General features: G+C 35.6%; 18 protein-coding genes. 8 read left to right on the plus strand and 10 right to left on the minus strand.

Annotated elements, in window-relative coordinates; all coding sequences use genetic code 11:
- The first annotated feature begins 37 nt into the window (after positions 1–37).
- The gene (locus tag Y10_RS01310; protein WP_281763555.1) at positions 38–1,186 is read left to right on the plus strand and encodes a lycopene cyclase family protein; all 1,149 of its coding nucleotides are present in this window, start codon (positions 38–40) and stop codon (positions 1,184–1,186) included.
- Here the strand turns inward: Y10_RS01310 and Y10_RS01315 are convergent, their stop codons facing one another.
- A complete protein-coding gene (locus tag Y10_RS01315; RefSeq protein ID WP_281763556.1) occupies positions 1,187–2,161 on the minus strand; it encodes a polyprenyl synthetase family protein in 975 nt (324 codons plus the stop codon).
- A 278-nt stretch (positions 2,162–2,439) separates the two neighbouring features.
- Here Y10_RS01315 and Y10_RS01320 point away from each other — a divergent pair, with 278 nt between their 5' ends.
- The 5 genes from Y10_RS01320 to Y10_RS01340 all read left to right on the plus strand — a co-directional run bounded on the left by Y10_RS01320 (position 2,440) and on the right by Y10_RS01340 (position 9,898).
- The gene (locus Y10_RS01320; protein WP_281763557.1) at positions 2,440–3,039 is read left to right on the plus strand and encodes a TetR/AcrR family transcriptional regulator; all 600 of its coding nucleotides are present in this window, start codon (positions 2,440–2,442) and stop codon (positions 3,037–3,039) included.
- The gene (locus Y10_RS01325) at positions 3,036–4,370 is read left to right on the plus strand and encodes a TolC family protein (RefSeq protein WP_281763558.1); all 1,335 of its coding nucleotides are present in this window, start codon (positions 3,036–3,038) and stop codon (positions 4,368–4,370) included. The genes Y10_RS01320 and Y10_RS01325 overlap by 4 nt, the downstream gene beginning before the upstream one ends.
- A gap of 10 nt (positions 4,371–4,380) precedes the next feature.
- Positions 4,381–5,538, plus strand: coding sequence for an efflux RND transporter periplasmic adaptor subunit (locus Y10_RS01330; protein ID WP_281763559.1), 1,158 nt, complete (start codon positions 4,381–4,383; stop codon positions 5,536–5,538).
- 9 nt (positions 5,539–5,547) lie between these two features.
- Positions 5,548–9,075 carry an efflux RND transporter permease subunit gene (locus Y10_RS01335; protein WP_281763560.1) on the plus strand — a complete coding sequence of 1,176 codons (3,528 nt, stop codon included), beginning with the start codon at positions 5,548–5,550 and terminating at the stop codon, positions 9,073–9,075.
- Positions 9,076–9,184: 109 nt separating this feature from the next.
- Positions 9,185–9,898 carry a hypothetical protein gene (locus Y10_RS01340; RefSeq protein ID WP_281763561.1) on the plus strand — a complete coding sequence of 238 codons (714 nt, stop codon included), beginning with the start codon at positions 9,185–9,187 and terminating at the stop codon, positions 9,896–9,898.
- Between the two features lie 4 nt (positions 9,899–9,902).
- On the opposite strand, the gene Y10_RS01345 is transcribed toward Y10_RS01340, so the two are convergent.
- The 4 genes from Y10_RS01345 to Y10_RS01360 all read right to left on the minus strand — a co-directional run bounded on the left by Y10_RS01345 (position 9,903) and on the right by Y10_RS01360 (position 13,648).
- Positions 9,903–10,604: a glycerophosphodiester phosphodiesterase gene (locus Y10_RS01345; protein WP_281763562.1), complete on the minus strand. Its 702-nt coding sequence runs from the start codon at positions 10,602–10,604 to the stop codon at positions 9,903–9,905.
- 139 nt (positions 10,605–10,743) lie between these two features.
- A complete protein-coding gene (locus tag Y10_RS01350) occupies positions 10,744–11,628 on the minus strand; it encodes a hypothetical protein (protein WP_281763563.1) in 885 nt (294 codons plus the stop codon).
- Between the two features lie 32 nt (positions 11,629–11,660).
- Positions 11,661–12,788 (minus strand): glycosyltransferase family 2 protein, encoded by a 1,128-nt coding sequence (locus Y10_RS01355; protein WP_281763564.1) that lies wholly within the window; start codon positions 12,786–12,788, stop codon positions 11,661–11,663.
- On the minus strand, positions 12,782–13,648 hold the full coding sequence (locus Y10_RS01360; protein WP_281763565.1) for a hypothetical protein: 867 nt from the start codon (positions 13,646–13,648) through the stop codon (positions 12,782–12,784). Before Y10_RS01360 ends, Y10_RS01355 begins: the two co-directional genes overlap by 7 nt.
- 95 nt (positions 13,649–13,743) lie before the next feature.
- Between Y10_RS01360 and ruvC the strand changes: the two genes are divergently transcribed.
- Positions 13,744–14,295, plus strand: a complete 552-nt coding sequence (gene ruvC / locus Y10_RS01365; protein ID WP_281763566.1) for a crossover junction endodeoxyribonuclease RuvC — start codon at positions 13,744–13,746, stop codon at positions 14,293–14,295.
- A 1,059-nt stretch (positions 14,296–15,354) separates the two neighbouring features.
- A complete protein-coding gene (locus Y10_RS01370) occupies positions 15,355–17,148 on the plus strand; it encodes a metallophosphoesterase family protein (protein WP_281763567.1) in 1,794 nt (597 codons plus the stop codon).
- 737 nt (positions 17,149–17,885) lie between these two features.
- Here the strand turns inward: Y10_RS01370 and Y10_RS01375 are convergent.
- The 5 genes from Y10_RS01375 to Y10_RS01395 form a co-directional block, all read right to left on the minus strand.
- Complete coding sequence (locus tag Y10_RS01375; RefSeq protein WP_281763568.1) at positions 17,886–19,658, minus strand: alkaline phosphatase; 1,773 nt, start codon at positions 19,656–19,658, stop codon at positions 17,886–17,888.
- Positions 19,651–20,790 carry an alkaline phosphatase gene (locus Y10_RS01380; protein WP_281763569.1) on the minus strand — a complete coding sequence of 380 codons (1,140 nt, stop codon included), beginning with the start codon at positions 20,788–20,790 and terminating at the stop codon, positions 19,651–19,653. The genes Y10_RS01375 and Y10_RS01380 overlap by 8 nt, the downstream gene beginning before the upstream one ends.
- Positions 20,791–20,864: 74 nt before the next feature.
- On the minus strand, positions 20,865–22,568 hold the full coding sequence (locus tag Y10_RS01385) for a RagB/SusD family nutrient uptake outer membrane protein (RefSeq protein WP_281763570.1): 1,704 nt from the start codon (positions 22,566–22,568) through the stop codon (positions 20,865–20,867).
- A 20-nt stretch (positions 22,569–22,588) separates the two neighbouring features.
- The gene (locus Y10_RS01390; protein ID WP_281763571.1) at positions 22,589–25,828 is read right to left on the minus strand and encodes a SusC/RagA family TonB-linked outer membrane protein; all 3,240 of its coding nucleotides are present in this window, start codon (positions 25,826–25,828) and stop codon (positions 22,589–22,591) included.
- A gap of 89 nt (positions 25,829–25,917) precedes the next feature.
- Positions 25,918–26,844, minus strand: a complete 927-nt coding sequence (locus tag Y10_RS01395; protein ID WP_281763572.1) for a FecR family protein — start codon at positions 26,842–26,844, stop codon at positions 25,918–25,920.
- Positions 26,845–26,923: the final 79 nt, after the last annotated feature.

The raw sequence follows: 26,923 nt of genomic DNA on the forward strand, positions 1-26,923 counted from the left end.
TTTACTATAGATTCAATTACATTTTAAAAAAATATTAATGGGGGGAGACAAATATGTAATTGCAGGCGGGGGAGCGTCTGGTTTACTACTAGCATATAGATTGGCAAAAGATAGTTTTTTTGATAATCACCAGATACTGCTAATTGAAAAAGAGAAAAAAAATGAAAATGATAGAACTTGGTGCTTTTGGGAAGATAACCAAAATGAGTTTGAGCACTTACTTTCAAAAACCTGGAATCAGTTTCATATAAGTAATAGTAACGGATTTTCTTGCTTACCTACCAATCCATACTCCTATAAAATGCTAAGAAGTAAAGCATTTTACCAACATATTCACAGCTTCTTAAAAACAAAACCGAATGTTGAAATGATACATGACACAGTGGTTTCTATTAATGATAAAGAAACAATTGTAGAAGTACAATTAAGCAACCAAATAATAGAAGCTGACAAAGCATTCACTAGCATAATTGATAGTCAAGAGATAAAGAATACCACTACGCCATTACTATATCAACACTTTATAGGTTGGTTTATTAAAACTGAGCAACCTGTATTTGATGAAGAGGTAGCAACCTTTATGGATTTTTCGGTACCACAAAAAGGTAATACAAGATTTATGTATGCGCTTCCAGTGTCTAACAATGAAGCTTTAATAGAGTACACATTATTTTCTGAAGATTTACTTAGTGATAATGAATACAACGATGCCATAAAAGCGTATTTAGAAGAACAGGAAATTACCAACTATACCATTATAGAAAAAGAAAAAGGGTGCATACCCATGACTACCCATAATTTTTATAAAAAGAACACAAAAAACGTATTACATATAGGCACTACAGGTGGCTTTACAAAACCAAGTACCGGTTTTACTTTTAAAAACTCACAAGAAAAATCATTTCTTATAGCAGAGGCATTAAAACATGGCAATGTAGACGTAAGCAAACTCTTTAAACAAGATAGATTTACAAAATACGACACTATTTTATTAGAATTACTAGCTAAAGAAAATCATAAAGGCGCAGAAATATTTAGCACCATGTTTGAGCATAACTCGGCACCATCAATTCTAAAATTTCTAGATGAAAAAACAAGTACTGTAGAAGAGTTATCTATCATCAACAGTTTGCCCAAAACACCATTTTTAAAAGCACTTATAAGAAGCTTTAAGCAAGTAGTATAACTATACCGTACGCTTCATTAATGTATTACCAAACGCTCTTAAAAAACTCTTTTTGTCTTCAGAGATGTTAATTTTCTCTAATGCATCAAAAGCCTTGTTGGTATACATCTCTATAGCTTCTTGAGTAGCACCATCAGCTCCAGAGGAGATAAAATAAGCTTTTACTTCTTCTATTTTATCTGTTGGGTCTACGGGTTTAATAGCAAATAAATGTTGCAATTGCACCTGTTCGTCTGCACTTAAAGACGCCATAGTTTTAAGATACAAATAGGTCTTCTTATTTTCAATAATATCACCCCCAACTTGTTTACCAAAAGTAGCCGGATCTCCAAAAGCATCTAAATAATCATCCTGTAATTGAAAAGCGATCCCTAAATTCAACCCAAAGTCATAAATAGCATCTGCTTCATCACAACTAGCATCTGCAACTATAGCTCCCATTTTCATTGCTGCAGCCACTAACACCGCAGTTTTGTAGGTTATCATTTTAAGATATTCATCTAAAGATACCGTATCTCTTGTTTCAAAATCAACGTCATATTGTTGTCCTTCACAAACTTCAATAGCCGTTTTACTAAACAACTTAGCTAATTTTTGAAACTTAGCAGGCTCATAATATTCAAATAACTGATATGCTATGATAAGCATCGCGTCACCCGATAAAATTCCTGTATTCAAATCCCATTTCTCATGTACGGTTTGCCTTCCTCTTCTTAAGGGTGCATCGTCCATAATATCATCATGTACCAGAGAAAAATTATGAAAAACCTCAACAGCAAGGGCTGCATCTAACGCATCTTCATAACGATTTCCAAAAATATCGGCAGTCATTAGGGTTAATAACGGGCGCAAGCGTTTACCGCCAATACCTAAAATATAATGCATGGGTTCATACAAATTTTTAGGCTCGGTAGCATTGATACGACTTTTTAAATGTCCTAAAAAAACCTCTCTGTAATGATCTAGGGTTTGCATAAAGAAAATTTTTCACGAAAATACCATAATATTTAAAATTTACCAGCTATAAAACTCGTTGTATAGACGCTTTTAAGAAAATATTAAAAAAAAGTTCCTTTTTCCTGTTATAAAAATCTTAGTTACGCGTCTAAGTACTAAGTTACCCTCCCCTCTTCCAAACCAACTTACTGAAAAACAAGAAATAACAGCAAAAAAAAACAGAACGTTAAGTTAGTGTAAACTATGGAAACTTTTTTTGTTTCTTTAGTTTCCTTTTCACTATTTTTGTATTCGATATGGAAGACAAAATTGTACATCAGGCAACCGAACTATTTTTAAACCTAGGTTTTAAAAATGTTACTATGGACCAAATTGCCAAAGAAGCCGGTATATCAAAAAAAACCATTTACCAATATTTTGAAAACAAAACAGCACTAATAGAAAGCTGCTTAGAAAATACATTGGTAACCATTGGTGAAAATATTAGCTACGTAAAGAGCAAAAACTTAAATGCTGTAGAAGAACAGTTAGAGATTAAAAAATTATTAATGCAACAAATGAAGCTTGAAAAAACTTCACCGCATTATCAATTACAAAAATACTACCCTAGCCTTTATGCCAATATAAGACACAAACATGTTGCCGTAATGCACGCCTGCACGGCAGAAAATCTTGCCAAAGGTATTGAAGAAGGGGTATACCGAAAAGAAGTAAATATTGAACTGACGACCAAAATTCACTTTATCTGTGCTATTGAATTAAAAAATGCAGAGCACTTTCCTCCAGATCAATACTCAGCAAAAGACATCATGAACATTTATACAGAGCATTTTTTACGGTCTGTAGTAACACCTAAAGGATTAGAAATATTAGAGCAACAACTAAAACAACAATGAGAAAAATTTTAATACCTATACTATTAGCATGCATTGGTATTGTACAAGCGCAAGAGCAGCCTTTAAAGTTTAGTCTTGAGGAAGCCATTAATTATGCGTTAGAGCATAACCGTACTGTGATAAATGCACAACGTGATATTGAAGCAGCCAAAAAGCAAAAATGGGAAACTACGGCTAGTGGTTTACCACAAATTAGTGCTGCAGTAGATTATCAGAACTACTTAAAACAACAGGTATCTTTATTACCTGCAGAATTTTTGGGAGGAGAACCAGGCACCTTTGAGCCCATTACTTTCGGAACCAAGCAAAGCGTTTCTGCTACGGCTACCCTATCTCAATTAATATTTGATGGGTCATATTTAGTAGGGTTACAATCTGCTAAGGTATACTTACAAATTTCTGAGAATGCCAAACAGAAAACAGACTTACAGATAAAAGAAATGGTTATTGAGGCTTATGGCAATGTATTATTATCTGATGAGAGCATAACCATTCTTGAAAGAAATAAAAGTGTATTAGAAAAAAACTTAAACGAAACTCAACAAATGTTTGAGAATGGTTTAAGTGAAGAAGAAAATGTAGAACAGCTACAAATTACACTTTTACAGATAGAAACTACTTTAACGAATGCCAAACGACTTAAAAAATTAGCATATGATATGCTAAAAGTTACCATTGGTGTAGACATTAGAGATGAAATTGAACTAACAGACGATTTAGATGCCTTAGCCATAGAAAACATTGACCTTGATTTAATAGAAGCTGAATTTATTTTAGAAAACAATATTGATTACAAGATTGCCAAAAACACTGAAATTTCTCAAGAACTTCTTTTAAAACTAGCTAAAAGTAACGGACTGCCAACCTTAAGTGCTTTCATTAATGGTGGGTACCAAGGGTATGCAGATAAAGAGTTTACATTTTTAAATAGCACACAAGACTGGTTTGGTTCTTCCCTTTTTGGAGTTAGCTTAAACGTACCCATATTTAGCTCGTTAGCCAGATCGGCTGCTACCCAACGTGCCCGAATAGAATTAGAACAAGCTAAAACAGACCTTACCGAAACAGAGCAACAGCTGCTTTTAGGGTTTGACCAAGCTAAAAGTGAGTATCAATATGCTATAGAATATTTTGAAACTACACTACAAAACCTGGAGTTAGCTGAACGTATAGAACACAAAAACCAAGTAAAATACACTGAAGGTATTGCTACTAGTTTTGAACTTAGACAAGCACAAACACAGCTTTATACTGCACAGCAGGAATATTTACAAGCCATGTTAGATGTGATTACCAAAAGAGCCTCACTTGAAACTATCCTAAATAATTAAAAAGACTACAATGAAAAAATTAATCCTATCCATATTAACACTTGCAAGTATTGTTTCCTGCGGAGATAAAGACAATAAAACTGTAGAAAAAGCACTTGAAAGCAATAACACAAAAGAATTAAAAGAAGCCAAATCTCAGGTAGAAGCTAAAATTGAGGCTTTAAAAGTTCAGGTAGACTCTATTGATGCCAGATTAGCAAAACTTGATACAGTAGAAAAATTTGTTTTGGTAACGGCCTTTACTGCTAAAGACACATTATTTAAGCATTTTCTTGAGTTACAAGCCAATGTAATTACCGACCAAAATATTGAGTTAAACGCTGAGTATAGCGGTATCTTAACTAACATTTACGTTAAAGAAGGTCAACGCGTGCGCACTGGACAGTTACTTGCTAAAATAGATGATGGTGGTTTAAGTCAGCAATTAGCTCAATTAGAAATACAAACAGAATTGGCTAAAACTACGTATGAGCGCCAGAAGCGATTATGGGACCAGAAAATTGGTTCTGAAATTCAGTTCTTACAGGCAAAATCTAATTACGAAGCTCAAGAGAAAGCGGTTACACAATTGAAACAACAAATTGGTAAAACCACTATCAAAGCACCATTTTCTGGTACTATAGATGAAATTATTACAGATGCTGGTTCAGTAGTAGCGCCAGGCGCTCCTGTATTCCGTATTATTAATTTAGGTAATATGTACCTAGAGGCAGATGTACCCGAAAGTTACATAGGCAGTATTAACGAAGGTACTGTTGCTAAGGTAGACATTCCTGTACTACAAGAAGAAATAGAAACCAAGGTAACGCAGGCTAGTAATTTCATTAACCCAGGTAACCGTTCATTCCGTATTAAAATAGATGTTCCTAACAAAGAAGGACATATAAAACCAAACCTTACTGCAAAAGCAAGAATTAATGATTACACCAACAAATCGGTAGTTCAGGTTCCTGTAAGCATCTTATCTGAAAACTCAGAAGGAGAGCAGTATGTTTATCTTGCAAAAGAAAAAGATGGTGCTACTGTAGCTGTGAGAACTATAGTAACCACTGGTAGAACACAAGACGGAAAAATAGAAATACTATCTGGTATTAAAGCAGGAGATACTGTTTTACTAGAAGGTGCCAGAAGTGTAAAAGACGGTCAAAAAATAAGCATCCAAAAATAAATATAGACCATGAGCAACAGCAATACAGATAAAGAATTCCGCCTCTCCTCCTGGGCTATTGACAATAAGGTTACCATTTATGTATTAGTAGCTATATTTTTAATAGTAGGTACACTAGCATACATGGGGATGCCACGTGAGAGTTTTCCGGAAGTAAAAGAAACCAAAATATATGTAAGTACAGTATACCCAGGTAATACCGCCGAGGATATTGAAAAACTTATTACCACCCCGTTAGAAGACGAACTTAAAAATCTTAACAATAAAACCGATATTGAGTCTACCTCGCAAGAAGACTATTCCATAATAACGGTTGAGTTTGATGAAAATATAACGGTAGAAGCTGCTAAGCAACGTGTAAAAGATGAAGTAGACACCAAAAAAGCAGGTGAAGACTGGCCTACTTTTAACGATGCCAAAGTAGAACCAAACGTATTTGACCTGAATTTATCGGAAGAAATGCCGATAATGAATATTAATATTACCGGAGACTATCCTATTGAAAAACTGAAAGACTTTGCCGAGTACCTGCAAGATGAAATAGAAAGTTTACCAGAAATTAAAGAAGCTAGCATACGTGGTGCACAAGAAAAAGAAGTTGAAGTTGCTGTAGACATTTACAAAATGATGGCTGCTAAAGTAAGCTTTGACGATGTTATCAATTCCATTAGAGGTGGTAACGTAACCATGTCTGCCGGTAGTTTAATTACAGAAGGGCAACGTAGAATTATTCGTATTCTAGGAGAAGTTGAAGACCCTAAGTTATTAGACAATTTTGTTGTAAAAACACAGAACGGCGTAGTATACCTAAAAGATATAGCTAAGGTACGTTTTAAAGAAGAAGACAGAACCACCTATGCACGTGATAGAGGTAATAACGTGGTAATGCTAGATATTAAGAAGCGCGCAGGTAAAAACATGGTAAATGCTTCTGAAAAGATTGATGTAGTGCTGGAAAATGCTACTAAAAAATTACCACCAGATTTAACCATCACCAAGGCAAATGACACCTCTGAGCGTACTATAAATCAGGTAGATGATCTTGTAAACAACATTATTTTTGGTATTCTGTTAGTAGTATCGGTATTAATGTTCTTTTTAGGATTCCGAAATGCATTATTTGTAGGGTTTGCCATTCCTATGTCTATGTTTATGTCGTTTATGATATTAAATGCTATGGGCTATACCCTAAACACCATGATTCTATTCGGATTAATTATGGGACTAGGGATGCTAGTAGATAACGGTATCGTGGTGGTAGAAAATGTATTTAGGCTAATGGACGAAGAAGGCATGAGCCGTATGGAAGCCTCTAAAAAAGGGATTGGAGAAATAGCTATTCCTATTATCATATCTACCGCAACAACAGTAGCGGCCTTTGTACCACTAGGTATGTGGCCTGGTATGATGGGGTCTTTCATGAAATTCTTCCCTATTACACTGTCAGTAGTTTTAGGTTCCTCGCTCTTTGTAGCCATATTTATAAACTCTATGTTGGTATCAGAGTTTATGAAAGTGGAAGAAGACAAACTTTCTATAAAACAGTTAGTTGTACTTTCTATAGTTTTAGGAGTACCAGGAATACTTATTCTACTTAGCGGAACTAGCTATAGAGGCTTAGGTAGCGTAATGATATTTTTAGCTGTAATGTTCTGGATGCACCAATTATTTTTGGTAAAACTAGCACACTGGTTTCAATATACCATTCTTACGGCTTGGGAAAACTTGTATGCAAAAATGCTTAGAAATGCATTGCACAGATACATGCCTATTATTTATGTAGTAGGTACTGTTTTACTACTTATTGTATCGGTAATGTGGTTTGGAAATAGAATAGAAAACAAGCAAACGGAAGTATTGTTTTTCCCAGAAAATAAACCCAACCAAATATTTGCATATATAGAGTACCCAGAAGGTACCGATATTGAAAAAACCAACCGATTAACTAAGGAAATTGAAAACCGCGTATACGGTATTATCAATAACCCTATGTATAAAGATGACGAAACTGGTGAAAACTTTATGGTTGAAGCGGCTGTATCTCAGGTGGGTGAAGGTGCAGGTAACCCACAAACCGATGGAGGTTCTGCTGCTGAAATGCCACATAAAGGTAAAGTTTCTTTAACCCTTAGAGAATTTAAGTACCGTAGAGGTATGGACTCTCAAGAGCTTCTAGAAAAAATACAGGACACTTTACGCAATGTATATCCTGGAGTATTAATTTCGGTAGAAAAGGATGCTGTTGGACCACCTGCAGGATACCCTGTAAACATTGAATTATCTGGTGAAGACTATGATGAGTTAATCAATGTTGCTGAAAACATGCGTGACTTTGTTAATAGTAGAAATGTAGAAGGTGTAGACGAACTGAAACTAGACGTTAACAAAAACAAACCTTCTATGGAGGTAGAAATAGACCGTAAAAAAGCAGGAGAGTTAGGAGTTTCTGCGGCTATGATTGGTAACCAATTAAGACGTTCTATTTTTGGTGAAAAAGCCGGAGTTTACAAAGAAGGCGGTGACGATTTTGACATCTATGTTCGCTTTAACGCAGATAACCGCTATAACATGAGTGCGTTGTTTAACCAAATGATCACCTTTAGAGATCAGGCTACAGGACAACTAAAACAGGTACCGTTATCTTCTGTGGTTAAATATAAAAACACAGCAACCTTTACAGCTATTAAGCATAAGGAAACTACCCGTGTTGTAACCGTATACTCTAACCTAGCACCTGGATATAACGATGCAGGTTTCGTAGTAGAAAATATTAAAAAGGAATTAGAAGCTGGAGGTTTTACCATACCAGACACTGTGAAATCTGACTTTACAGGACAGATTGAAGAACAGAACAAGCAAATGGCCTTTTTAATGACCGCGTTATTTATAGGACTTGGCTTAATTATGCTTATTTTAATATTCCAGTTTAGCTCAGTATCCAAACCATCTATTATTATGGTAGCCGTATTTTTAAGTTTTATTGGTGTATTTTTAGGACTATGCTTTACCGGATGGCCGTTTGTAATTATGATGACCATGATGGGTATTATATCACTTGCCGGTATTGTGGTAAATAACGGGGTAGTATTATTAGACTATACCCAAATATTATTAGACCGTAAAAAAGAAGAAATAGGCGCTCCTACCAACGCGTTTTTACCAGCTGCTCTTGTAAAAGAAGCGATTGCACAAGGTGGTAAAGCACGTTTACGCCCTGTATTATTAACGGCTATTACAACCGTATTAGGGTTAATACCATTAGCTATTGGACTAAACATTGATTTCTTCTCACTAGCAGCAGATTTTGACCCTAAAATATATGTGGGTGGTGATAACGTTATTTTCTGGGGACCACTAGCTTGGACCGTTATCTTCGGATTGGTGTTTGCTACCTTCTTAACTCTGGTAATTGTACCCGTATTATTTTATCTGTCGTTACGTTTAAAGTTTGCTCTAATAAAAAGCAGACGTTTTGAACCAAAATTAATAGAAGACCATGAGTACCCTATTGTTCCTTCTGATAACAAGGAGGAATAATCTATATACCTGTTATTAATGCAGAACCCCCTCAGGAATCACTACCTTGAGGGGGTTTATTTTTTATAATTATAATTATCTTAATAAAGTGAAATTATATTAAAAGTAGATGAAAAAAAAGAATATTCAATTACCATCAGAATATTTAAATTCTAGACCAGAATTAATTGAAACATGGGATTCAATTAAAAAATTGATTTTTAATATTACACCCATCGGAGCTGCTCTTCATGAAATATTATTTGAATTACCTAGTAAGATTCAACAAAAAAGAATCAATGATACGGTTGAATTGATATCTAAAAATTTAAAAAATATCGAAGAAAATAGTATAGATAAAAAGTACCTAAAATCAGAAGATTTTTATGACTTTACTAGAAAATTATTTCAAGAGTCATTAAAAGTTCAATCAAAAGAAAAGAGAACTTTACTAAGCAACATATATACTTCAGCAATAATTAAAAATGAAAGTTTTGACAATGGACGAAGTCAATTTTTCATGAGGATAGTTAGCGATATATTTATTGAGGAAATACTAATACTTAAATATATAGAAGAAAACGAGTATAAATTAAAGAAAATCAGTAATTACATCAATTTCTATGATCATTTTAAACAAAAAAATTCAAATTGGTATAAAGGAGAATATGATTTCAAATATTTCTGTTTAAACCTAGAAAACAAATCTTTAATATCTACTGGATCAGGACTTAAAGATTTTAGGTCAAAAAGTAGTTTTATTGCTCTCGAAAATCATGAAGAACCTTCCGTTACAGTAACACCACTCGGAAAAAAGTTCATTGACTACATCTCTTTTAAATAAGGTATTATTGCACTCTATCAGGATAATTCGTGATGATTCCGTCTACACCAAGCATTTTCATATAGGCAATGTATTGTTTGCTATTAACTGTCCATGTGTAAATCTTAAATCCTTTTTCATGAATTTTTGCAACAGTATCTTTAGTAAGGCTTTTGTAGTGTGGGTTAATAGCCTCTGCATGTAACTTGCCTGCCACTTCTAAAGCCAATAACGGATCTTTCTCTGTTAATACAGCTAAAGGCATGGTACTATCTAAATCGTATACCTTTTGTAGCTCATCCCATCTAAAGCTAGAGAATATTACCTGTTCTTTTGTCCAACCTTTATTAGCTATATAATCTATAACTACTTGGTAGCTATCCTTTGCCGTATTAGCTCCTTTCAATTCAATATTTAAACGGCATTTTGTACCAATAAGATCCATTACTTGTTGTAACGTAGGTATTTTATGTCCACCCTTAACGGTAAGCTTCTGTAATTCTTCAAAAGTGAAATCTTCAATAGTGCTATCGGTACCCGTTAATCGTTGCACATTATTATCATGGAATACCACCAACTCACCCGACTTTATTTTGTACACATCTATTTCAATAGCATCTACCGAAAAATCAAGTGCCTTCTGAATAGAAGCCAAAGTGTTCTCTGTTGCATACCCCATAGCACCGCGGTGCCCAATAACTAAAGGTTTTTCTTGTGCTGAGACCATAAACAAACCCATTAGAAAAAATAAATACAACGCTTTCATAAGTACAATGATAGGTATAAAACAACCTAACCAATTAATGTAAATATTAAATTTTGGCTAAATAAACACTACCAAACAGGTAGCCTTTGCCTTATGATACTTAAAGTTTAAACTTAAGTCCTAAATTTAAATCAACAGGAAACTCTCCATTACTCTCATAAAAAACAGCCACTATATCGGTATACTGAAAGGTTAAGAAAAGAGAATTTGAGATTTTTACGTCTGCCCCAAAACCAAAACTTACAGGTATATCTACATCTAAACCATCTTCTTCATAACTCTCTACAGCATTATCCACTACATAATAATTTGTATAAGACTTATAAGCAAAACTGAATATCTTGGCTTGACCATATAATTTAAAAGCATCTTTATTTACTACCTTATATCTATAGTTTACAGAAAGTTCTGTTGCTGTATAATCAAAATCATCGGCTGTAAAATTCTGCTTTAAATGTAAAAATGCACTATGCCCAGATGCTGGGTTCAATGCATTATATGCTTCAAGCTCTGCAATTACCTGTGGTGCCATTACATTTTCAGGATTACTAGTAAACACATTGTTAGACACTCCTCCCATAATCCCTAAATTTAAACCTAGTTGAAAATGCTTATTTTCATACACATAAGAAGTATCTTTTTGTCTGTTATATGCCAACACTACTTTCTTTAAACTAGTAATAGTTAAGGTAGTACGCTCTATATTTACATCTAGTTCTACATCAGACGTCTGTTCCTTTAAAACCGCTTTATACTCAAACTGATATGTTCCTGAAGCATCTTGTGTATTTACTAATTCATAAAAAGTATCTCCCTTAGCTATAAAATATCTATAGGTATAGTTTTCTTTACTAACATATAAAGACATAGGCCCTTCTACTTCTGCCTCCATAGTTACAGAAGTTCCGTTAACGGTATGCGTTTCTTGTGCAAACCCTATTAACGACATCAAACAAACCAGTAAACTAACAAGTGTATTTCTCATAGATTTAAGTTTAAGTAGGCTAAAAGTATCAATTATTTTTTAAATGTTTTTCCTTTCCAGTTATATGAACCAAAAAAACTACTAAGTGCAACATAGCAACAAAAACCAGGATATATAAAAGCCGCTAAATAATAGGTCCGTAGTAACTGTTGCTGTTTAAAAAAACCTGCGGTAGTGTAGATCAGAAAAAAATCGAGATTAAACTTTACCGCAAACCCTAATAACAACCATTTAAACCCAAACACCCCTAACATAGAGAGTACTGTAAATACGGGTAAAGAAAGGTTCATGAGTAATACAATAACCGCCACTAACTGCGACCATGGGTTTTTATATACAGATGCCTTAGCTGCCCATCGTTTACGTTGGTGCAGAAGCTTTTTAAAAGTAGGCTGTGGTATGGTGGTTACAATAGCTTTTTCAGATTTTAAATAATGAACGCCTTCTGGGTACTTATGGGCTATTTTCTCCATCATAAAAATATCATCTCCGCTGCTAATATGGTTGTTCCCTTCAAAGCCTTTCACCTTGTAAAAGGTACTTTTCTCATAGGCTAAGTTGGCACCATTGCACATAAAAGGTTTCTTCAATCCAAAACCACCTATGGTGCTCCCCATTAAGCTAAGAAAATCTATCAACTGAAACTTATCTAAAAACGTATTATTTACAACATAGGTTACTGGCATTGCTACCATTTTAGGTTGCTGCTTTGTAATAAAACCGGATAATGTTTCTAACCATTTTTTGGGTACTAAACAATCGCCATCGGTAGTAACAACCCAATCAAAATGGGCTTGTGATATAGCAAGGGTAATAGCATCCTTTTTAGGGCTACCACTAGCCCCCATACTATGCAGCATGTGTATATTATATTCTGGGTTGGCACTCATAAAATCGGTTACCACCTTTTCAGATGTATCCGTAGAATTATCATTTACCAATAAAACTTCCCATAAGCCTCTAGGATAGTCTAATTGTTTTAACGCAGTAAGCACTAATGGCAAATGCTCAGCTTCATTTTTAAAAGGAATTATAATACTAAACCCTATGGCCTCAATTTTTTTGGAAGGCTTATATGTTTTTACCTTAGAAAACCCATACAATAATGCAATAATTAACAATGCGTATAGTGCACAAATAACACCCCAAACAATTAGCATACGGTTGTAGATTTTAATTTAAAATTACCGACCACAAAGGTACCTAACAAAGCTGGAAAACCAGTATTACAAATCCACATTAATACGGTAACTCCTAAAACTATTATTGCCGGTACTTTAAAAACAGTAAATAAACTTACTGCTATACCCGTTTTTAATACTACATCTAATAAAGACATTAATGGCACTAATGAGGCTAACAAATACATGGCAGTAATACAGCCCATACACGTTGCATAGTCTAAAGGTACCTGCAGCACCCACAAAAACAAGTAAAACTGATGCGAGAAAACAATGTACCGCATCACTGACAAAAGCATATTCCACGCTCGGTTTTTTAAAGGGATGGCTTTATAGGTATTATACAGTTGTTGTAATGAATAGCCTTTAACCACTTGCCTCTTTAGAAGTTTAGAGAGCATAAGCATTGCTAAAAAACCTATCACAATAAAACTTGCCATATAGGTATAAGACAAATAAAAGAGTCCTAAAACACCGGCTACAAATGTTATCCCTAACTGGTGCATGTTATGATAAAAAGTAAATGCCAACACCTTTCCCTTCTGTCCTTTTGGATAAAATAAGGCTTTACCGCCATACTCTCCTAACCTACCTGGTGTAAGTATGGCTAAGGTTTGGGCACCTATGGTTTGCTGATAGGCATTTTTAAATAATGTAGGCCGAATTACCTCTGCTAGTTGTTTCCACTTAAACACCTCAAACAACCAGTTGAATACCGAAAGTAACGAAACACCCACTAACCAAGGGATTAATTGTTGTTGGTTGGCTACCTGCCATAAGTATTGTATGCCATCTCCATCGGTTACCATACGGTGGTACACCACATAAATTGCTGTCAATATTATCACTGCTTTAAGCAGAACTATAAGATATTGTTTAGATTTGTAAAAAGGCAACCGCATAGGGGTGCAAATTACATAATAAAGAAACACTATTGAAAACAGAGAAGATTATATTAGGAATTGACCCGGGAACTACCATTATGGGGTTTGGACTTATTAAGGTGGTAGGAAAAAAAATGGAGTTTTTACAACTGAATGAACTAGACCTTAAAAAGTATACCGACCATTACCTAAAGCTGCAAAAAATCTTTGAACGTACTATAGAGTTAATAGACACCCATCACCCAGATGAAATTGCTATTGAAGCTCCGTTTTTTGGAAAAAACGTACAGAGTATGCTAAAGCTTGGACGTGCCCAAGGAGTTGCCATGGCTGCCGGACTTTCTAGAGAAATTTCTATTACCGAATACGAACCTAAAAAAATAAAAATGGCTATTACCGGTAATGGTAATGCCAGTAAAGAGCAGGTTGCTAAAATGCTACAACAGCTTTTAGGCATTAAAACACTTCCTAAAAACTTAGACTCCACCGACGGACTAGCTGCCGCGGTATGCCATTTTTTTAATGGTGGTAAACCCGCTAAAACAAAAAGCTATAGTGGTTGGGATAGTTTTGTTAAGCAAAATCAGGATAGGGTGAAATAAAAATCCCCCTAGCCCCCAAAGGGGAACACTCTCTCAAATGAGATGCTGAAATCGGAGATTCAACGTAGTTAATCCAGTTCAGCAGGACGGTACAACACAAACCATCGTCACCCTGAACTCGATTCAGGGTCGCACAAGAAACTCACATACTGATTGACTCACTCTTATGGGATGCTGAATCCAGTTCAGCATGACGGAAAACAACAAAACCATCGTCACCCTGAACTCGATTTAGGGTCGCACAAGAAGCTCACGTACTCATTGGCTCACTCTAATGAGATGCTGAATCCAGTTCAGCAGGACGGCACAACACAAAACATCGTCACCCTGAACTAGATTCAGGGTCGCACAAGTAACTCACGTACTGATTGACTCACTCTTATGGGATGCTGAATCAAGTTCAGCATGACGGAAAACAACAAAACCATCGTCACCCTGAACTCGATTCAGGGTCGCACAAGTAACTCACATACTGATTGGGTCACTCAGATGAGATGTTGAAACAAAGCCCCCTAGCCCCCAAAGGGGGAAACTCACTCTTATGAGATGCTGAATCTAGTTCAGCATGACGGTACAACACCAATCATCGTCACCCTGAACTCGATTCAGGGTCGCACAAGTAGCTCACGTACTCATTGGATTACTCAGATGAGATGTTGAAACAAAGCCCCCTAGCCCCCAAAGGGGGAAACTCACTCTTATGGGATGCTGAAACCAGTTCAGCAGGACGGAAAACCACAAAACTATGGTCACCCTAAACTCGATTCAGGGTCGCACAAGTAACTCACGTACTGATTGACTCACTCGGAGGAGATGATGAATCCAGTTCAGCAGGACGGTACAACACAAACCATCGTCACCCTGAACTCGATTCAGGGTCGCACAAGTAACTCACATACTGATTGACTCACTCTTATGGGATGCTGAATCAAGTTCAGCAGGACATAGATTGTTTTATATTCAAATCTGAAAGCCTACAGTTCACTCAATCCTTAAATTTCATTTAACTTACACCTGCTAAGGAATGTTTATTTTTATTGTTTACAATTCCGTATTTTCATGTTTTACAGAACCATTTGTTTACTCCTACTCATAAGTTTTAGTGCTATGGCGCAACAAACCAATTCCCCTACCCAAATTGCTTTTTTAGCAGATGTTCATTTACAAGATATTTATGGTAGTTTTTCAGACACTGATTATAAAGGTATTGTAAACCCTAAAATAGGTAAGTACACTATTGCCCGCACTATGGGTTCGCAACTACATTCTACCCGCATATTTAATGAGAATTATTTTGCCTTTATAGCGGCTTTAGAAGATATAGTAGCACGCAACATAAAACTGGTTGCCCTTCCCGGAGATTATTCAGATGATGGACAACCCATACACATCAAAGGGTTAAAACGCATACTGCAACACTATGAACAGCAATATAATATACAGTTTTTCATTACTACCGGTAATCATGATCCGGTAGGACCTTTTCAGAAAGAATCTGGAAAAAGCGACTTTCTAGGGGAAGGTGGAAAAGCGCAACCTATTTATAGTAAAGAAGGATTGCATTCCGTAAACCCCGAAACAGAACACCCTACTATTATAACTAAAGACATTGCTAAAATGGGCTATGATGGTATTTTAAAAGAGCTAGGGTCTTTTGGTTTTTATCCTAGAAAAGAACACCTTTATTGGGCTACTCCTTTCAGTACATACACTTATGAAGATTATAGTTATGATAAAGCCCATAAAGAGGCACAACTACCCCACCGTACATATGAAGTTGAACCTAATTTTATAGTGCCTGACGTAAGTTATGTAGTAGAACCCATACCGGGTATTTGGCTACTGGCTATTGATGGTGATGTATACCTACCCATAGATAAAAATAAAAGTGCCACCAACCCTAATAACTACCATGGTGCTAGTACAGGTTACAACAATGTACTTACCAATAAGCAACACCTTATTAGCTGGGCAAAAAGGGTTGCAGATGAGGCCAAAAAACAAGGAAAAACGCTAATTACCTTTAGTCATTTTCCAATGGTTGATTTTAATGATGATGCTAGCAGTACCTTACGTGCATTGCTAGGTCCTAAAAAATGGCAATTAGAACGTGTACCCGATGAAACGGTAGCTGAAGCTTTTGCAGAGGCTGGTATTACCATTCACGTAGCAGGACACATGCATATTAACGATACTGGGGTTCGCACTACCAAAAATGGAAATACTTTAGTGAATATTCAGTCACCATCTTTAGCGGCTTATATTCCCGGGTATAAAATTTTAACCCTGCACGATAATACAACTGTTGAGGTTGAAACCATTACTTTAAATGAAGTGCCAAGATTCAATGAATTATTCCCAATATACGAAACAGAGCATCAATTCTTAACCACCTTAAACATACTTGGAATATGGGATAAAGAAGTACTTAACGCCAACACTTACCATGATTTTATGTTATGGCATTTAAAGGAATTGGTGCGTTTACGTTTTTTGAATGACTGGCCAGCACCCGTTAAAGAATTTTTACTTACTGCCAACCTAGAAACTATTGCTAATAAGACTAACGTAACGCTTTCAGATGGAGCTATTGCTTATTCGGGAACCGATTTATTATACGATTTTTACAAACTACGCAATGCCGATGTTTTAGCATTAAAAGATATTCCTGAAAAGCGATTAAAATATTATAGACAGCTCATAAAAGCTTATAAAACTATCACCCCCGCCGATACACTAACAGCACAATTACAACAAGTCTTTTTCTGTATGAATCAGTTTTTAAATGGGGCACCTTCACAACATTTTATGGTGAATTTAAAAACTGGAGAGGTAAAAGCTATAGTCCCCTAGAACACTCACTCTTATGGGATGCTGAATCTTGTTCAGCATGACGGAAAACAACAAAACAATCGTCACCCTGAACTCGATTCAGGGTCGCACAAGTAACTCACATACTGATTGGATCACTCAGAGGAGATGCTGAATCTTGTTCAGCATGACGGAAAACAACAAAACAATCGTCACTCTGAACCCGATTCAGGGTCGAACAAGTAGCTTACGTACTGATTGAATCACTCAGAGGAGATGCTGAATCTTGTTCAGCATGACGGAAAACAACAAAACAATCGTCACCCTGAACTCGTTTCAGGGTCGCAAAAGTAGCTCACGTACTCATTGGCTCACTCTTATGGGATGCTGAATCAAGTTCAGCATGACGAGAGACCACGAAACAATCGTCACCCTGAACTTGTTTCAGGGTCGCACTACTAGCTCACGTACTGATTAACTCACTCAGAGGAGATGCTGAAACCAGTTCAGCATGACGGAAAACAACAAAACAATCGTCACCCTGAACTCGATTCAGGGTCGAACAAGTAGCTTACGTACTGATTGGATCACTCAGAGGAGATGCTGAATCAAGTTCAGCATGACGGGAAGTGCATTAACGCATAAAGCGTAGCTGCAAGGCTACGCTTTATAATAATTCAACTAAACACAAAAAAGTAATTCCTAATTGCCAAAAATTTGGGGTTTTTAGCAAACTGAATTAACAATCTTAAGATTGTTAGTAGGTTAAGTACTCAACACTATTGTTCTAATATCTCCAATATTTTATGGAAGATATCTGTATTTTCAAATACACCTTTAAACTGTTCTGCTTGCGGACCATAGGCAAATAATGGCACCATTACGGCGGTATGGTCGTGAGTTAAAAACCCAGCCTTAATACCATTATTATCCAAGCCTTGCATAATTGCCAAACCACTAGTTTCATGGTCGGCTGTAATAATTACTAGTGTATTTTTATTTTTATCAGCTACCTTTAATACCTCAGCAATTGTAGCATCAAAGTCTAGCATTTCATCTACAATACCTTTAATATTATTGGTATGTCCGTTACTATCTATTTTAGCACCTTCAATCATCATAAAGTAAGGAGCTTCTTGAGCCTCTAATTGTTGTAGCACCTGCTTTACATGTTGTGGAAAAATAGCGCCACGCTCACTAGCCGCACCAATACTTTTTTCAGAAAGGTACATAGCCGCTTTCTCTTGTACCGAAGTAAAATCAGTTATATTCTTTTGAGTATATGTTTGGGAAATTGCAGGATAATCTTCTGCTCCAGCCGACACAAAAAAGTTGAGATTACTTTTACTTAAGTACTCTAAAATAGCCTTACTATTATCACGTTCTTCTACATGCGCAAAAAATGATGATGGAGTGGCCCCTGTAATACGGTCGGTAGTAGCAATTCCGGTAACAAAACCTTTTTCAGATAGGTACTCTACCATAGTAGTTAAAGCATTTCCATTCGGGTCTGTACCAATAGCTCTATTATTTGTTTTAGTACCTGTTGCCATAGCCGTACCACCTGCTGCAGAATCGGTTACCAAATCATCATAAGAACTAGTTTTTACCAACCCTATATCTTGTAATTGTGTTACCGTTAGGTTACCTCCATTGCTAATCATAGCAGAAGAAATCTGACTTAACCCATTTCCATCACCCACCATTAAAATAACATTCAAAGGCTTACTTTGCTTATCATAAGCATAGGCAGGTTTATAAATATCTTGTTGTTGGGGTAAGGTATAACTTTGGGCATCTACGTTTGCCAAAAATGCCGTAGCCTCGGCAGGTTTATCGGTATTTATGAAATCAACTCCTAATTTTGCAAACCTAAACCACGCGGTTTTAGTATCCGGAGCTGCCCAAAATCTAAATGGCTTACCTGTTTTATGTGCTTTTTCAATAACCGCGGTTACTTTTTGTAAATCTTCTTTTGTAAATCTACCTAACCCATTCCAAACCGAGTATGGTTTAAAGCTTGTACTTATCAAAGCCACCTTGCTCAAATCTGCCGTATCTAAATCATCTAAATTCTGATGATCGAACCAAACATAGTCAGGGTACTTATGGTACTCTTTAAGTGCAGGTCTGTTTCCTGAAATTACCAACTTAAAATTCTCATTCCCTATTAATTTAGGGTAGTTTTCCATAATTTTCATCAACTGCTTCAGTGTTGGTTTTGCCTTAGATTTAAGGTCTACCAACAACTGCAGCGGTTGCAATGTGTTTTGCTCAGCCAACTGAGCAATTGGGGTAATATATAAAGATTCAAAAGTGTGGTTGGGGGTTATTTCATCCTCACTATGTGTTACGTATACTATGCCATTTTTTAAAAATACATCTACCTCTATTGAAGCCGCCCCGTTAGTATAAGCTCTCCAAAAAGGAAACTGCTGCTTATAATCGTTATGCGAATGTATAGCATACTGACTTTGTGCAAACAAAGAAGATACTCCTAAAACCAAAAGTAGTGTAGTGATTATTAAAACTCTATAGGTTTTGTTATTCATTGGTAGTAGTATTTAAAGCTTTAAAGAATTTGTGGTAAATCTCATTATTTTCATAAATACCTCTAAATAACTCTTCTCCCTTTCCTTTAGCAAATACGGGCACTAACTCTGTACTATGCTGGTTATCATGAAAATAAATTTGCACTTTATCTTTTACTTCTTGTTTTTTGCCATCAGCACCCGTTTTATAATATTTACCAATACTTGCCCCTCCGGTTTCGTGGTCTGCAGTAATTACCACTAAGGTATTTGGGTGTTTATTTACATAGTCTAATACAACCCCAATGGTTTTATCAAAATCAAGTACTTCTTTGATCATCATGGTATCATTTTCGGCATGTCCGCCCCAATCAATAAAAGAACCTTCTACCATCATAAAAAAAGGTTTATTTTGCGCCTCAAAATAATCTAAAGCTGTTTTGGTAGCATCTGGCAAATAATCGCCACGCCCTTGAATTTTGTTTGGCAATTCATCATCTGCCAATATATAAGCATTAGGTTTACTAAAATCAGCCTTACCTAAAGAAACGGTATCTAATTTATAATTTTTAGCCAACAAACTATCTAACAGATTTACTCCATCTGCACGTTTGTTAAAGAATTTTTTCCCGCCACCAGCAAAAAAATCAATATTCGCATCTATCAATTGTTTTGCAATTTCTTCATGCATATCTCTGTCTGCAACATGAGCATAAAAGGCAGCCGGTGTTGCATGTGTAATAGAGGTTAAGCTTACCAAACCAGTAGCATACCCTTGTTTTTTAAGGTCTTCTAAAATAGTAGCCTTAGGCATTGTATCTGTAGTAACACCAATAGCTCTTTTATATGTTTTTTCTCCAATAGAAAAAGCGGTTGCGCCAGCAGCAGAATCAGTAATTAAATAATTGCTACTAGAAGTTCTACTTAATCCTAAAGAAGTAAATTGTTTAAAGTTTGGAGTTTCATCACCAAAATAAAAAGCACTAGATACTTGCGGAACTCCCATACCATCACCTACCATAAAAATAATGCTAAGTGGCTCTTCATTTGTAGCAGAAGTAGTCTGCTCAGTTGTTGTTTCTGTAGCCTTATCGCATCCCCAAGTTAAAGATGCCAAAGCTACTACCATTGCTATTTTTCCTAAATATCTCATCTCTCTTTTTTAAAAAATAATGGCAGAAAGCATACTTCACTTTCTGCCATTAGAATACACTTATGCTTAATCAATTAATATCCAGTATTTTGTTCTAAATACCCCTCTGCACCTGGTGCATCAATAACACTTTGTGGAATAGGGAATAAACGTTTGTGCGGATCGGCATCTGTTTTAGAAGTCCAAGAATCCTCATAATGTCCAAATCTAATCATATCAGAACGTCTTTGCATTTCCCAATAAAACTCAAAACCACGCTCACGGTACATAATATCTAAATCAATAGCCGTTAAAGCAGCAGGTACAGGAGTTCTTGCTGTTCTAGAAGTTCTTACAAAGTTTACATCTGCTAAAGCACCAGCGTTATCTCCATTTCTAAGATATGCCTCTGCACGCATCATATAAATATCTGCATAACGTAATAAAACTAAATCTGCTTGCCCTCTGTTTCTACCGGTGTTAGAAGTACTAGAAAACTGGTATTTCTCTACACGGTATCCATCTGAGTAATCTCTGTTATTTTCAAGGTCAATAAGTAAAGTATGGTCTACATAACTATCGTACCCACCTCTTTGTTCAATTACAGGCCCTACATAATAAGAACCATCTGAACATAAGTCAAAAGGTTGTCCATCATCAGCATTACGTAATCCCCATTGTACACCTCTTAAAATACCTCTATTAATTTCAAAATCAGCACCATCAATACAAAAAGAATCGTCTGTAGTGTATCCATCAGGCACTACTAAATTCTCTTTAAAGAAACGGTTATCTGCCTCAGCAGGGTCTACATTCCCATACGCATCTACCCAAGTTTGGTAAAAGTCTGGCGTAATAGCAGGCCCATCAGTACCATTTGCACCAGGGTAAGCAGGTAACGGATACATACTACCTGAAAGTGACCAATAAGCCCAACGGTTATGGCTACCTTCTAACTCAGGACGTTGATCTATTGCAAAAATAAGCTCTGGGTTTTCGTGGTTATCATCATCAAATACATCAAAATATTCTGGTGAAAGACTAAACTGACCTGAATTGATTACTTGATTACAATGGTAAATTACATTATTCATATCTTCTGCAGAAAATGAAGGAGTACCATAAGGGTCACGGTATACCGCAGCATTTAAGTATAATTTTGCTAAGAAACCATGTACTGCCTGGCTGGTAATTCTACCTGGCCCTACTGTATCATCTAAATAATCTGCAACTTCTAAAAATTCACTTTCAATATAATCTATCGCCTCTTGTCCTCTTAAAATCTGAGAAGTTTCTTGCGTAGAATTTTTCACAAAGGCAATACCCCAGTTATCTAAGATTAATAAATTATAATATGCTCTTAAAGCACGCATTTCATACGTAGCTGCAATAGCATCCGGATTATCTGGAGTTTTACTAAACTCTTCTATAGCTACAACAGCCCTTGCAAACAAATCGGTAGTTAAATAACTCCAAGCATCTCCTACAACTCCATTACTTGTAGTAAATGTATGTCTGTGTAGCTCAATATATTTTCCGTTATCATACCAGTCCTGATTTGCCCCACGTGGAGGTAAAATACCTTCATCTGAAGCCACTAACTGCAATCCAAAATAACGTGTATGTCTAAAAGCTTGCGCCATTGGCCCATAGGCAGCAGATAAAAATGCATCTACCGAGCTTGATACCGTTTCGTCTCCGGTTAAAGACTCATCTATTACTTGCTCCTCTAAATCGGTACAACCCCATGTAAATAAAAGATTGATCCCTAAAAACGCTATACATATTTTCTTTATCATTGTAATACTGTTTTTATAATTTAAAAATTAACATCTAAACCAAACATGAATGTTCTGGCTTTTGGATAACTGTTATAATCGATACCAAATGATTGTACTCCACCTGTAGAGTAATCAATATTTACCTCCGGATCGAACCCTGAATAATCTGTAATTACAAATAAGTTTTGCCCAGTTACAGATAAACGCATACTCTTAACTACGTTCTGTATTCCAAATATTTTAGTATCAAATGTATACCCTAAAGTAGCATTGTTTAAACGTAGGTAGCTACCATCTTCTAAGTAACGTGTAGATACTTCTGAAGTGTTATTAATATTCTCATTAGGATATTGTACTGCAGCATCTGTAGTATTAGAAGAGATTGATAAATCTCCAATTGTAAATGAAGTCAACGCTGTATTATTGAATATTTTATTTCCTGAAACTCCATTAAAGTTTAATCCTAAATCAAAACGCTTATACTTAAAGTTCATGTAAAAAGCATACGTAACATCTGGTAAGGCAGACCCAACCGCCATACGGTCGTCGTCATTACTTTCACCATCACCATTAATATCTCTAAAAATGTTATACCCATTTCCATCTATCCCCAAAAACTCTTTCATGTAGAAAGCTCCAATAGGCTGACCATTTACATACCCATTAACCGTTGCATTTGTTAACCCTGGTCCTTGAGCAGATCCCGTAGTTAATACTGTAAAAGGAGAATCTTCAACTTTGTTTTTAATGTAACTTACATTACCACCTAAACTAAAAGAAAAATCATCTGAAATTTGCTCTGAATAATCTAATGCGAATTCTACCCCTTCATTCTTAATTTTCATGCTAGGCACATTATACCAACCTACACTACTAATAGAAATAGGATCTGATATAGAAGCTTCTAACAATACATTATCAGATGTTTTATTAAAGTAATCTAACGTACCGCTTAATTTTCCTTTTAAGAAACCAAAGTCTAAACCAATATTAGTTTGTGTAGTAACTTCCCACTGAATATCTGGGTTTGCTACACGTGTATAATAACTACCTGTAGGTAATTCATCAGTTCCATAAATAGGGTATGTGTTGTTTTGTCCTGTAGAGTTCACAAAACTTCTTTGAGTAATTTTATTAGGTAAATCTTGGTTACCTGTTTTACCCCAACTTACACGTAGCTTTAAGTTATTCAATACATCTTGGTTGCTCATAAAGTTTTCCTCAGTAATTCTCCAACCTAAAGCTACCGATGGAAAATAACCATACTTATTATTAGAACCAAATTTAGAAGAACCATCTGCTCTAAAAGTACCTGTAATTAAATAGCGGTTATCAAAGCTATAATTTACTCTACCAAAGAACGACTGTAACTCGTTAATAGTAGCTTCAGATGAAGGCACGTAACTATTAGTTGCCGCTTCTGGCTGATACTGTGGCTCAATCCCATTTACAGGAAACAAGTCGTAATTCCAGCTCTTATAGTTATAAAATATCTCTTGGTAAGTATGCCCTGCTAATAAAGTTACATCATGTTTACCAAAATTAGCTTTATAGGTTAAAGTATTCTCTACCAAAGAGTTTCTGTTTTCTACATCTGTTAAGGTTAAACTACCCTCCTCGTATGGTAATACATTTGGTGTATTCTGTACTACTCTGCTTGTAGTTGAATAATCTACCCCTAAGTTTAACTTATAAGTTAAGCCTTTTACAATTTCTAAAGATGGAGCAACATTGGCTAAAATTCTATTGTTATTTGTTTCATCTTTATACAATTGTTGTCTAATAAGTGGGTTAAAAGCACCATTGTTAAAAGTAGTTGTAGGTTGCCCATCTGTGTATGCAGGATACGTTGGGTTTAGTGTTAACATATTACCCACTATAGTAGAAATTATTGGACGGTTATTTTTAGTACGCGACCCTGTTAGGTTAAAATCTACTTTAAAACGATCATTAAACATTTTTTGAGTAATGTTAACTCTACCCGTGTATCTTCTTAAATTACTGTTTGCAAAAATACCTTCTATATTCTGACCATTAATAGATCCATAATACGTAGTTTGCTTGTTACCACCACTCATAGAAAAACCAAGGTTATGAGAAATTCCTGTTCTGCTTAATACATCTTGCCAATCGGTATTTCCATCAGCATCATCTAACGTACCACCAACAGCAACAACCTGGTTACGAAATTCATTTGCAGAAAACACATCAATTTCATTTGCCATATTAGAGATAGAAACACTAGAGTTAAACTCCATATTAGCAGTTCCCGTTTTACCCTGCTTAGTAGTAATAACAACTACCCCGTTAGCTGCTCTGGTACCATAAATTGCCGCTGCAGAAGCATCCTTTAAAATATCAATGCTTTCAATATCCTTCGCATTGATAAAGCTTAATGGGTTAATAGGCATACCATTGCTTGTATTATCTAAAGCAAAACCATCTACCACATATAAAGGTGTTGTACCAGATCGTAAACTTCCGATACCTCTAATAGTAATGTTTTGTGCACTACCAGGCTCACCACTAGCAGAAGTAATGTTTACCCCAGCAACTTTACCTTGTATCATTTGCTCTGGAGAAGTAACAATACCACTATTCATATCTTCTTCACCTAGAGATGTTACAGAACCCGTTACATCTGATTTTTTCTGAGTACCATATCCTATTACTACAACCTCATCTAACTCTGAAGTATTTGGTTGTAAGGTTACATTAATAGCCGTTTGCCCATTTACAGCAATTTCTTGGGTTTCGTACCCTAAGTAAGATACTACTAAAACAGCATTCCCATTAGTTACATCAATAGAATAGTCTCCATCAAAACCAGTAGACACCCCATTGTTTGTTCCTTTTTCTACTACTGTTACTCCTGGCATTGGCACATTTGTTTCATCAGTTACTATACCAATAACTGTTAGTTGTTGGGTGTAAGCAGTTGTATCTTCGGGTTGGGTTATAATAACGTTATCACCTTGTGCAATATACCCAAACGATGCTTTACCAGATAAATCATCTAAAATAGTCTTCACTGTAGTATTTGTATACACAGCTTTGTATTCATATTGATTTTCTAGTACAAATTCACCATACGTAAAAGTAAGATGAGACTTTTTTCCTATTTCAGAAAAAATCTTGCTTAAAGAAGCTTCTTTTAAATTAATACTTATTTTTGTTTCTTCAATTTTGTTCTTCCCTATTGCGTAAGAAGAAGTAAGCATTAAGAAGAGGAAAGCAACGGTACAGTACAAGTACCTGTTTTTTTTCAAATTCATCATAAAATGTAATTAAGTGTTTGTGTTATCTATTTGCATTGACGCTTTTTGTGGAGAGCCTGTGACCGCAGGCTCTCTTTTTTTAGTATCTATTAGTTTACTTTTTCAATAATAATCATGTTTGTTGGCTTTTGAGTTAGTTTAACTTCGTTTAAAAGGTTTATACGTGCTATAATGTTTTCAATAGCTTCTCCACGGTTAAAACCTACAGATACTCTAACCGATTTAGAAGCTTCATCTTTAAAAATTACGTTACTATGAAATACTGCTTCCAACACCTTAGAAAAATCTTCCATAGTAATACCCGTTAGGCTTACTTTCTCATGTTGCCATAAATTGTACAAGCCGGACTTAACAGGTTGCTCTTTTAATTGAGCCGATTGTAAATCAAACACCCCTTGCTCATTTACTACTAAGTTTACGGTATCTTTTTGGTGGTATACTTTTACTTTACCTTCTGTTACAGTAACCTTAATATCTTTTCTACTTTCTTTAATATTAAACTGAGTACCTACCACTCTGGTTTGTAATGCTCCTGTTTTTATAATAAAAGGCTTATCTGGGTTTTTAGCCACTTTAAAAAAAGCCTCTCCCGTTAACGTTACATTTCTCCCTTCATCATTAAAGTTATTTTCATAAGCCAATGTGCTATAAACATTAAGCGTAACAGAAGTACCGTCTTTCAGCATTACTTTTTTAGGAGCATCTCCTGTATTTTTAACTAGAATAGTATTCAGAGTAGTTTTACTATACTGCAATACCCCAAAACCAGCACCTATAACAAGTATTACCGCAGCAGCAATACGCAACCAAAAGTTCCATCCCTTACTAATTCTATTTTCTACACTTTTAAAAATTTCATTCTTAATTCGATGTTTTTCTAAATCTGTAGTAAACACTTTTTGGTGTTCGGTATTCATAAAATGGCTTTCAAACCTTTTTAGTAATTCTTCTTCTTGTTGAGTTGCTTTCCCCTCTAAATATTTTTGCAAAACAACTTTAAATTCCTTCTCTGTCATTAGGTGTCTTTTGCCTATATATACCAACGCCCCCTACTATCCCCTACTCATTTTTTTCAATTAATGTTTTGGTAATACG

The sequence above is a fragment of the Neptunitalea lumnitzerae genome (genome assembly GCF_027924185.1).
In the GTDB taxonomy this organism is placed as follows: Bacteria; Bacteroidota; Bacteroidia; order Flavobacteriales; family Flavobacteriaceae; genus Neptunitalea; species Neptunitalea lumnitzerae.

Excerpts from the sequence above, each read along its gene's own strand:
- Y10_RS01345 (WP_281763562.1), bottom strand. The coding sequence starts at position 10,604 with ATGGTCTCAGCACAAGAAAAACCTTTAGTTATTGGGCACCGCGGTGCT.
- Y10_RS01380 (WP_281763569.1), bottom strand. The coding sequence starts at position 20,790 with ATGAGATATTTAGGAAAAATAGCAATGGTAGTAGCTTTGGCATCTTTA.
- Y10_RS01370 (WP_281763567.1), top strand. The coding sequence starts at position 15,355 with ATGTTTTACAGAACCATTTGTTTACTCCTACTCATAAGTTTTAGTGCT.
- Y10_RS01325 (WP_281763558.1), top strand. The coding sequence starts at position 3,036 with ATGAGAAAAATTTTAATACCTATACTATTAGCATGCATTGGTATTGTA.
- Y10_RS01315 (WP_281763556.1), bottom strand. The coding sequence starts at position 2,161 with ATGCAAACCCTAGATCATTACAGAGAGGTTTTTTTAGGACATTTAAAA.
- Y10_RS01375 (WP_281763568.1), bottom strand. The coding sequence starts at position 19,658 with ATGAATAACAAAACCTATAGAGTTTTAATAATCACTACACTACTTTTG.
- Y10_RS01340 (WP_281763561.1), top strand. The coding sequence starts at position 9,185 with ATGAAAAAAAAGAATATTCAATTACCATCAGAATATTTAAATTCTAGA.
- Y10_RS01310 (WP_281763555.1), top strand. The coding sequence starts at position 38 with ATGGGGGGAGACAAATATGTAATTGCAGGCGGGGGAGCGTCTGGTTTA.
- Y10_RS01395 (WP_281763572.1), bottom strand. The coding sequence starts at position 26,844 with ATGACAGAGAAGGAATTTAAAGTTGTTTTGCAAAAATATTTAGAGGGG.
- Y10_RS01385 (WP_281763570.1), bottom strand. The coding sequence starts at position 22,568 with ATGATAAAGAAAATATGTATAGCGTTTTTAGGGATCAATCTTTTATTT.
- Y10_RS01390 (WP_281763571.1), bottom strand. The coding sequence starts at position 25,828 with ATGATGAATTTGAAAAAAAACAGGTACTTGTACTGTACCGTTGCTTTC.
- Y10_RS01335 (WP_281763560.1), top strand. The coding sequence starts at position 5,548 with ATGAGCAACAGCAATACAGATAAAGAATTCCGCCTCTCCTCCTGGGCT.
- Y10_RS01320 (WP_281763557.1), top strand. The coding sequence starts at position 2,440 with ATGGAAGACAAAATTGTACATCAGGCAACCGAACTATTTTTAAACCTA.
- Y10_RS01330 (WP_281763559.1), top strand. The coding sequence starts at position 4,381 with ATGAAAAAATTAATCCTATCCATATTAACACTTGCAAGTATTGTTTCC.
- Y10_RS01355 (WP_281763564.1), bottom strand. The coding sequence starts at position 12,788 with ATGCTAATTGTTTGGGGTGTTATTTGTGCACTATACGCATTGTTAATT.
- Y10_RS01350 (WP_281763563.1), bottom strand. The coding sequence starts at position 11,628 with ATGAGAAATACACTTGTTAGTTTACTGGTTTGTTTGATGTCGTTAATA.